This window comes from Streptomyces sp. NPDC053673, from assembly GCF_055585225.1.
In genome coordinates this window covers 48,820-55,831 of sequence record NZ_JBVJKN010000041.1, presented here as the reverse complement: position 1 = coordinate 55,831, position 7,012 = coordinate 48,820, and the positions used below count along the sequence as shown (strand labels likewise).

The window sequence follows — 7,012 nt, the reverse complement described above, 5'->3', positions numbered from 1 at the left end:
CCCCACGCTGCGTTGTCGGAGTCATCCACGTACGTCCAGTACGAGGATGATCTCCCCCAGAGCTGCGCCTGGGAGGTGCCCCCACCGCCTTGCGATCGCACGCACCGGACGCCGCGAGCCCCGCCCTACGGGCGGACGGCGCTAGTTCTAAAACACGGCCTAGACGGTTTCGTTCGCGGCCGGCGGGGTCGTCACTGCTTCATGCATCCGGCGATTCCTGACGCCGGAGCTGCGCCGCGCCATCGGATGCCGCGGCGATCGCGCACAGCCACCGCCACAGGGGATTCCGCCTGCGCAACCCTCACTCTGGGGCAGCCCTGAAAGAGAATGACAGATCGTCATCGGGGTGGGCTACGATGCTGGAGATGAAGAACTTCTCCTCGTACGGATTGGGGGAATCGTTCGCACAGGGTGAGTGCTGATGGCACATCACTTCGCGAACGAGATTCCGACCCGCTTGTTCATGTGGCAGCGCGTGCGCGAGTATGCCGTGCCACCGTCCATGATCGAGACCGCGACCGCACGCCGTGCGGTCGGTGACTGGGCGGGGGCCTGCGCCGCCGCTCGGATCGACGTCGAACTCGATCTGCGCGCCGTGCGCGACCGCCACGGCACCGACCTCGGCACTCGCCTCCGTGCAGATCTGCGCCGGCTGGCGCCGGATCTGCTCCGCTATCACATGCCACGGATCGCCCCTGACGGGTGGCTCCGGCCCGGCCTCACCCTCTCTCTGGCCCATTACCGGGCTTCCGGCGCCACGCCACTGCAGCTGGTGGTGCGGACACCGCCGGCCTGGGCGGACGCCGGCCAGCGGATGTCCCTGGCCCTGTGGGAAGGGCCGGGGGACGGCGCCCCCGGGCACCACCCGCACCCGCATCCCGACCGGCGTTTCCGGCTCGACCTGCACCGGCATCTCTGGGACTCCGGGCAGAGCGGCGAACTGGCGGTGCGGTGCGGTGCGGGCGGGGCACCGTCCATGGCGGCGCCCGGCCGACCCCACGCACACAGCCGGCCAGTCCTGCCAATCCTGCCGGATCGGCCCGATCAGCCCACCGTCCACGATTCCCCGTGGGCGGAGACACGGTGGGCCGCCGAGGCCGAGCTGCTGCTGCGGGCCGAGGGGCGTCCACGCGGGGCCTTCACCGTGCGGCTCGGTACACGGCGTCGCGCCGTGCTCGAACTCGTCGCCCCCGACGACAGCCACGCCCCGACGTTCCGGCCGCTGCGGGAGGCGCTGCCGCCGCAGGAGGTTGCGGCGCTTCCGGTGCTACCGGAGGCGGCGGCCCGGGTCCTTCCCGATCTGGAGTTGCTGCGGGCCGGGCTGGTCACGGCCGACCGGCTGCATCCGCTCGTCGCCGCAGCACTGGCGGCGGCGTCCGGCTCGGCACCGGTGGCCGGCCCCGCCCCCGAGCCCGGCGATCCCCACCGGGTGGAGTGCCGGGGCGAGGTCCACCGGATCGCGCTGCGGGACGGGGCGCTGACAGCGATCGATCACGACCCGGCCCAACTGCGCCGGGAGGAGCTGCTGGTGGCGCTCGGCGGGCCGGCGCTGCCCTGCCTGCGGGCGATCGACGCGGTGCACCGCAACCCGGAGGCACTGCCTGCGGTCCGGGAGAGGCTCGGCCACGGAGACGTCGCCGGGGCACTGGCCGTGGTCGTGGGGCTGCTCGGTCCCGGCGCGGTCCTGCGCGACGGGCCGCTCCGGGAGGAACTGGAGTCGGCCGCGGCCCGCAGCATCGACCACGGGCTCTTCCGCTCGGGGCTGGTCGCCGTACACCCCGGCGCCGGTGCGGCAGGGGGCGGGAACGCCTCGGGCGTGGGGCACGCGGAAGCGGGCCACCGTCCCCGGCTCGACCGCCGTACGCCTCACGACATGCGCCTCAAGCGCAGCAGCCGGGTCCGGCCCCGCACCGGCCTGGCCTGCTGACCCGCTGCCTCGCCGAAGTCCCTTTCCTGCGCTGCGCATTCCGCGCCGCGCGCCCCACGACATCCGGGACGGGCCGACCCGTTCCCCTATCCAACCCCAGGTGATGCCCATGACCTCCCGCACCCTCCTGCCCGCCCCCGCCCCCGCCCCGGCCTCCGGCACGCCCGCACCCATCGAGGCCGGCGCATCCGGAACCGGCACCCACCTCGCCCTGGCCGACGACCTCCTGACCCTCCTGCGGACGACCACCACCGAGCCGCGCCCCGACGAGCAACTCGAAGCGCTCACCCTGGCCGTCGCGGCCGACCTGCCCGTACTGCTCTGGGGCGAGCCGGGCATCGGCAAGACCGCGGCCCTGACACAGCTCGCCACCTCCCTGGACCTGCCGCTGACGACCGTGATCGCCAGCGTCCACGAGCCGTCCGACTTCTCCGGGCTGCCCATCGTGGGCGACGACCCGGCGGTGCAGGGGGTGCCGATGGCACCGCCGCAATGGGCCGTGGAGCTCGTACGTCGCGGGCGAGGGCTGCTCTTTCTGGACGAGCTCTCCACCGCCACCCCGGCCGTCCAGGCCGCACTGCTCCGGGTCGTCCTGGAACGGCGGGTCGGCACGCTGCGACTCCCGCCGGGGGTAAGGATCGTGGCCGCTGCCAATCCGCGCGCGTCGGCGGCGGACGGGTGGGAGCTGAGCCCGCCGCTGGCCAACCGGTTCGTGCACCTGTACTGGGTGCACGACCGGGAGGTGGTGGTGCGCGGGCTGGGCGGGGTCTGGCCCCGGGCCGAGCTGCCCCGGCTGGTGCCGGAGCGGCTGCCGGAAGCGGTGGCTTTCGCCCGGCGCGCGGTCTGCGGCTTCCTGGAAGCCCGGCCGACGCTGATCCACCGGCTGCCGAGCACCGAGACGCGGCGCGGCGGTGCCTGGCCCTCGCCCCGGAGCTGGGAGGCCGCATTGACCCTGCTGGCCTTCGGCACGGCGGCCGGCGTCTCCCCGGAGGTGCTGGCGCTGCTGGTACGGGGCGCGGTGGGGGACGGGCCGGGGCTCGAACTCCTTGCCCATCTGGACCGGATGGACCTGCCGGACCCCGAGTCGCTGCTGGCCGATCCGCCCTGCGCCGAACTGCCCGTGCGGGGCGATCTGCGGCAGGCGGCGCTTGAGGCGGTCGTGGCCGCCGTCGGGGCGCGGCCGGAGCGACAGCGGTGGGAGGCGGCCTGGGCGGTGCTGGTCCGGGCCCTGGAGACCGGCGCCGCGGATCTGCTGGTCGCCCCGGCGACGACGCTGGCCGCGCTGCGGCGCGACGACTGGGAGGTTCCGGAGGCGATGGAGCGGCTGGCCGCGGTGGTCGGGCTCGCCCGGCGGGCTGACCGGTCCGTGGGGCGGGTCGCGGCAGCGGCCGGCGCAGGGCGTGCGAAGCGGGCGAGCCGATGACGGGGGCCGCGAAGCGCCCGGGGCCGCGCCCGGGGCCGCGGCCGTTGCCGCGCCCGATGTCGCCACTCGCGGCGCCGCGCCCGGTGGGAGCCACCGTGCCGAGGTCGCCGGTCGGCCCGCCCGGACTCCCGCTGGACATGGAGAAGTTGCTGGCCGCCCGGCTGCACGCGGTGAAGGTACGCCCCTACCTGGCCGCCGCGCTCTTCGCGCTGCACGTGGTGGAGGACCGGTCGGTGCCGACGATGGCGGTGGACGCGCACTGGCGCTGCTACGTCTCCCCCGGCTTCGTGGCGCGCACTCCGGTGGAGGAGCTGGCGGGCGTCTGGGTGCACGAGGTCTCCCACCTGCTCCGGGACCACCACGGGCGGGGCGAGCGGTATGCGCGGGAGCACGAGGAGCACGGGCCGGGCGAGCGAAGCGACATGGGGGTCCCCCCGGGCGAAGGCAGGGGGAGGCTGCGGCGGAACATCGCCGCCGACTTCGAGATCAACGACGACATCTACGGTGACGGTCTGCCCCTGCCTGCCGGGGCGGTGCTGCCGTCGCTGCTGCAGCTGCCCGGCGGGCTGCTGATGGAGGAGTATCTGCGGACGGCGTCGATGTCCGGGCTCACCGCGGAACTGGCCTGGCTGGACTGCGGCAGTGGTGCCGACGGGCAGGACCGGCCGTGGGAGCTGGGGCCCGAGGGAGCTCACGGGCTGAGCAGGCAGCAACGGGACGCGGTCCGCTTCAGGGTCGCGGAGGGGATCAAGGGCCGACCGGGCGACGCGCCGGAGGGGTGGCGCCGCTGGGCGGACGAGGCGTTCCATCCGCCGCATCCGTGGCGGCAGTTGCTGGGGGCGGCGGTCCGCTCGGCGGCAAGTGCGCCGGGGGTGGGCGAGGACCATAGCTACCGGCGCCCGTCCCGGCGCTCGGCCGGTGTCCCCGGGGTGCTGCTGCCGAGCCTGCGCCGTACGCCGCCCCGGGTCTGTGTCGTGATCGACACCTCCGGGTCGGTGAGCGACGCCGAGCTGGGCAGCGCGCTGCTGGAGGTGGCGGCGATCTCGCGGGCGGTGGGCGGGCGGCGCGACCTGGTCTCGGTGATCTCCTGCGACGCGGCGGCCGGGGTCGCCGTCCCGCTCTGCCGCGCCGAGAACATCGAACTGATAGGCGGTGGGGGAACGGATCTGCGCTCCGGTTTCGCCCGGGCGCTCCGCTCCCGGCCACGCCCGGACGTGATCGTCGCCCTGACGGACGGTCAGACACCGTGGCCCTCCGCGCAGCCGCCCTGCCGCACCGTCGTCGGTCTCTTCCCCCGTCCCGCCCGCGCCGTGAGCGAGGAGAACCCCGACTACGCCCCGGACACCCCGCCGCCCTGGGCGCGTGTCGTCACCATCAGCTGAGACAGCACGGTGACGCGGCAGCCGCAACGCCCGCCGTACCTCCGTCCACGCCGTGACTGCACCGAGTCGTGCGGGAACCAGGAAGAGCACGCTCCCGACCGACCGGTGGCGGGCCGGCCCACCGCCGGCCCGCCCGCATCCGCGACGCCGGCCGGCGTCAGATGCCCATCGAGGCCATCTCGATGGGGACCGGTAGTTCGCCGCGGCCGTGACGACACAGGCGCGGTACGTACGGTTCTTCTTCACCGCGAGGAAGTAGTCACGGACCTGCTTCCAGTACTGGCGCAGATAGCCGGGACCCGGGAAGAAGGCAGGCGGGCGGGGGACCAGGGCGAAAGCCTTCGAGCATGCGAGGATCTCGCCCGTCGCCCGGGACAGTACGGCCTCGGCGTCGCTGTTCATGTTGGCGGCGCACTGGCAAGGGCATCCGCGACTGCCTGGAGGCAGGCATCGCGGAGCTCTACCGGCAGCAGAGGCTGGAAAGCGGTCCGGGCCCAGTGAGCGCGGTGCGCCGAGTCTGCACGCCGCCCCCTGGTGCTGTGCCGTACCAGGGGGCGGCGGCAGTGCAACGGAACGACGGGTCAGCCGACCAGTTGTTCGTACGCCGGAAGCGTCAGGAAGTCGGCGTAGTCCGCGTCCAGGGAGACGTGCAGCAGCAGGTCGTGGGCCTGCTGCCACTTGCCCGCCGTGAAGGCCTCGTCGCCCAGTTCGGCGCGGATCGCGGCCAGCTCCTGCGCCGCGATCTCGCGGGCCAGCTCCGGGGTCGCGGTCACGGTCTTTCCGTCGTGCTCGAACTCCACGCCCGCGTTGATCCACTGCCAGATCTGGGAGCGGGAGATCTCGGCGGTGGCGGCGTCCTCCATCAGGTTGAAGATGGCGACGGCGCCGAGGCCGCGGAGCCAGGCCTCGATGTAGCGGATGCCGACCTGGACGGCGTTGCGCAGGCCCTCGTAGGTGGGCCTGGCGTCCAGGGAGTCGATCGCGATGAGGTCGCCCGGTGCGACGGAGACGTCCTCGCGGAGGCGGTCCTTCTGGTTGGGCTTGTCGCCGAGGACGGCGTCGAAGGAGGCCAGGGCGATCGGGACCAGGTCGGGGTGGGCGACCCAGGAGCCGTCGAAGCCGTCGGCCGCCTCGCGGTCCTTGTCCGCCTTGACCTTTTCGAAGGCCACGCGATTGACCTCGGGGTCCTTGCGCGAGGGGATGAAGGCCGCCATGCCGCCGATCGCGTGGGCGCCCCGCTTGTGGCAGGTACGGACGAGGAGCTCGGTGTACGCGCGCATGAAGGGCGCGGTCATCGTCACCGCGTTGCGGTCCGGGAGGACGAACTTGGCGCCGCCGTCGCGGAAGTTCTTGACGATGGAGAACAGGTAGTCCCAGCGGCCGGCGTTCAGCCCGGCGGCGTGGTCGCGGAGCTCGTAGAGGATCTCCTCCATCTCGTACGCGGCCGTGATCGTCTCGATCAGGACGGTGGCGCGGACGGTGCCCTGGGGGATGCCGACGTAGTCCTGGGCGAAGACGAAGACGTCGTTCCAGAGGCGCGCCTCCAGATGCGACTCCGTCTTCGGGAGGTAGAAGTACGGGCCCTTGCCGAGGTCGATCAGGCGCTTCGCGTTGTGGAAGAAGTACAGACCGAAGTCGACCAGCGCACCCGGGACCGGGCGGCCCTCGAAGCGCAGGTGGCGCTCCTCCAGGTGCCAGCCGCGGGGGCGCATCACGACGGTGGCGAGTTCCCCGGCCGGCCGCAGGGCGTACGACTTGCCCGAGCGGGCATCGGTGAAGTCGATGCGGCGCTCGTAGGCGTCGATCAGGTTGAGCTGGCCGAGGACGACGTTCTCCCAGGTGGGTGCGGAGGCATCCTCGAAGTCGGCGAGCCAGACCTTCGCGCCCGAGTTCAGGGCGTTGATGGTCATCTTGCGGTCGGTCGGGCCGGTGATCTCGACGCGGCGGTCGCCCAGCGCGGCCGGGGCCGGGGCGACCTTCCAGCTTTCGTCCTCGCGGATCTGTGCGGTCTCCGGGAGGAAGTCGAGGCTGCTGGTGCGGGCGATCTCGGCACGGCGCTCGGCGCGGCGGGCGAGGAGCTCGTCACGCCGGGGCGTGAACCGCCGGTGCAGCTCGGCCACGAAGGCGAGGGCCGCGTCGGTGAGGACCTCCTCCTGCCGGGGCAGCGGCTCGGCTTCGACGATGGCCAGCGGCGACGGCGCTGGTGCGGACATGAGCTGTCACTTCCTTCAGCGAGCTTCACGGGCAGTGCCTGGCGGCCGCGGGGTCATGAATGTGGCA

4 protein-coding genes are annotated in these 7,012 nt (G+C 73.4%); 3 read left to right on the top strand and 1 reads right to left on the bottom strand.

What is annotated here, in order from left to right; genetic code table 11:
* The first annotated feature begins 421 nt into the window (after positions 1–421).
* The 3 genes from ACZ6ZQ_RS34215 to ACZ6ZQ_RS34205 all read left to right on the top strand — a co-directional run bounded on the left by ACZ6ZQ_RS34215 (position 422) and on the right by ACZ6ZQ_RS34205 (position 4,732).
* The gene (locus ACZ6ZQ_RS34215; protein ID WP_469772405.1) at positions 422–1,927 is read left to right on the top strand and encodes a serine/threonine-protein kinase; all 1,506 of its coding nucleotides are present in this window, start codon (positions 422–424) and stop codon (positions 1,925–1,927) included.
* A gap of 109 nt (positions 1,928–2,036) precedes the next feature.
* Complete coding sequence (locus ACZ6ZQ_RS34210; protein WP_469772404.1) at positions 2,037–3,350, top strand: AAA family ATPase; 1,314 nt, start codon at positions 2,037–2,039, stop codon at positions 3,348–3,350.
* Positions 3,351–3,487: 137 nt separating this feature from the next.
* Entirely contained in the window at positions 3,488–4,732 is a 1,245-nt protein-coding gene (locus ACZ6ZQ_RS34205; protein WP_469772411.1) for a vWA domain-containing protein, read from the top strand.
* Positions 4,733–5,313: 581 nt separating this feature from the next.
* On the opposite strand, the gene aceB is transcribed toward ACZ6ZQ_RS34205, so the two are convergent.
* Complete coding sequence (gene aceB, locus ACZ6ZQ_RS34200; RefSeq protein ID WP_469772403.1) at positions 5,314–6,945, bottom strand: malate synthase A; 1,632 nt, start codon at positions 6,943–6,945, stop codon at positions 5,314–5,316.
* Positions 6,946–7,012 lie beyond the last annotated feature (67 nt).

What these genes read in the sequence shown, in the direction of transcription:
- ACZ6ZQ_RS34215 (WP_469772405.1), top strand. Translation starts at nt 422, where the DNA reads ATGGCACATCACTTCGCGAACGAGATTCCGACCCGCTTGTTCATGTGG.
- ACZ6ZQ_RS34210 (WP_469772404.1), top strand. Translation starts at nt 2,037, where the DNA reads ATGACCTCCCGCACCCTCCTGCCCGCCCCCGCCCCCGCCCCGGCCTCC.
- ACZ6ZQ_RS34205 (WP_469772411.1), top strand. Translation starts at nt 3,488, where the DNA reads ATGGAGAAGTTGCTGGCCGCCCGGCTGCACGCGGTGAAGGTACGCCCC.
- aceB (WP_469772403.1), bottom strand. Translation starts at nt 6,945, where the DNA reads ATGTCCGCACCAGCGCCGTCGCCGCTGGCCATCGTCGAAGCCGAGCCG.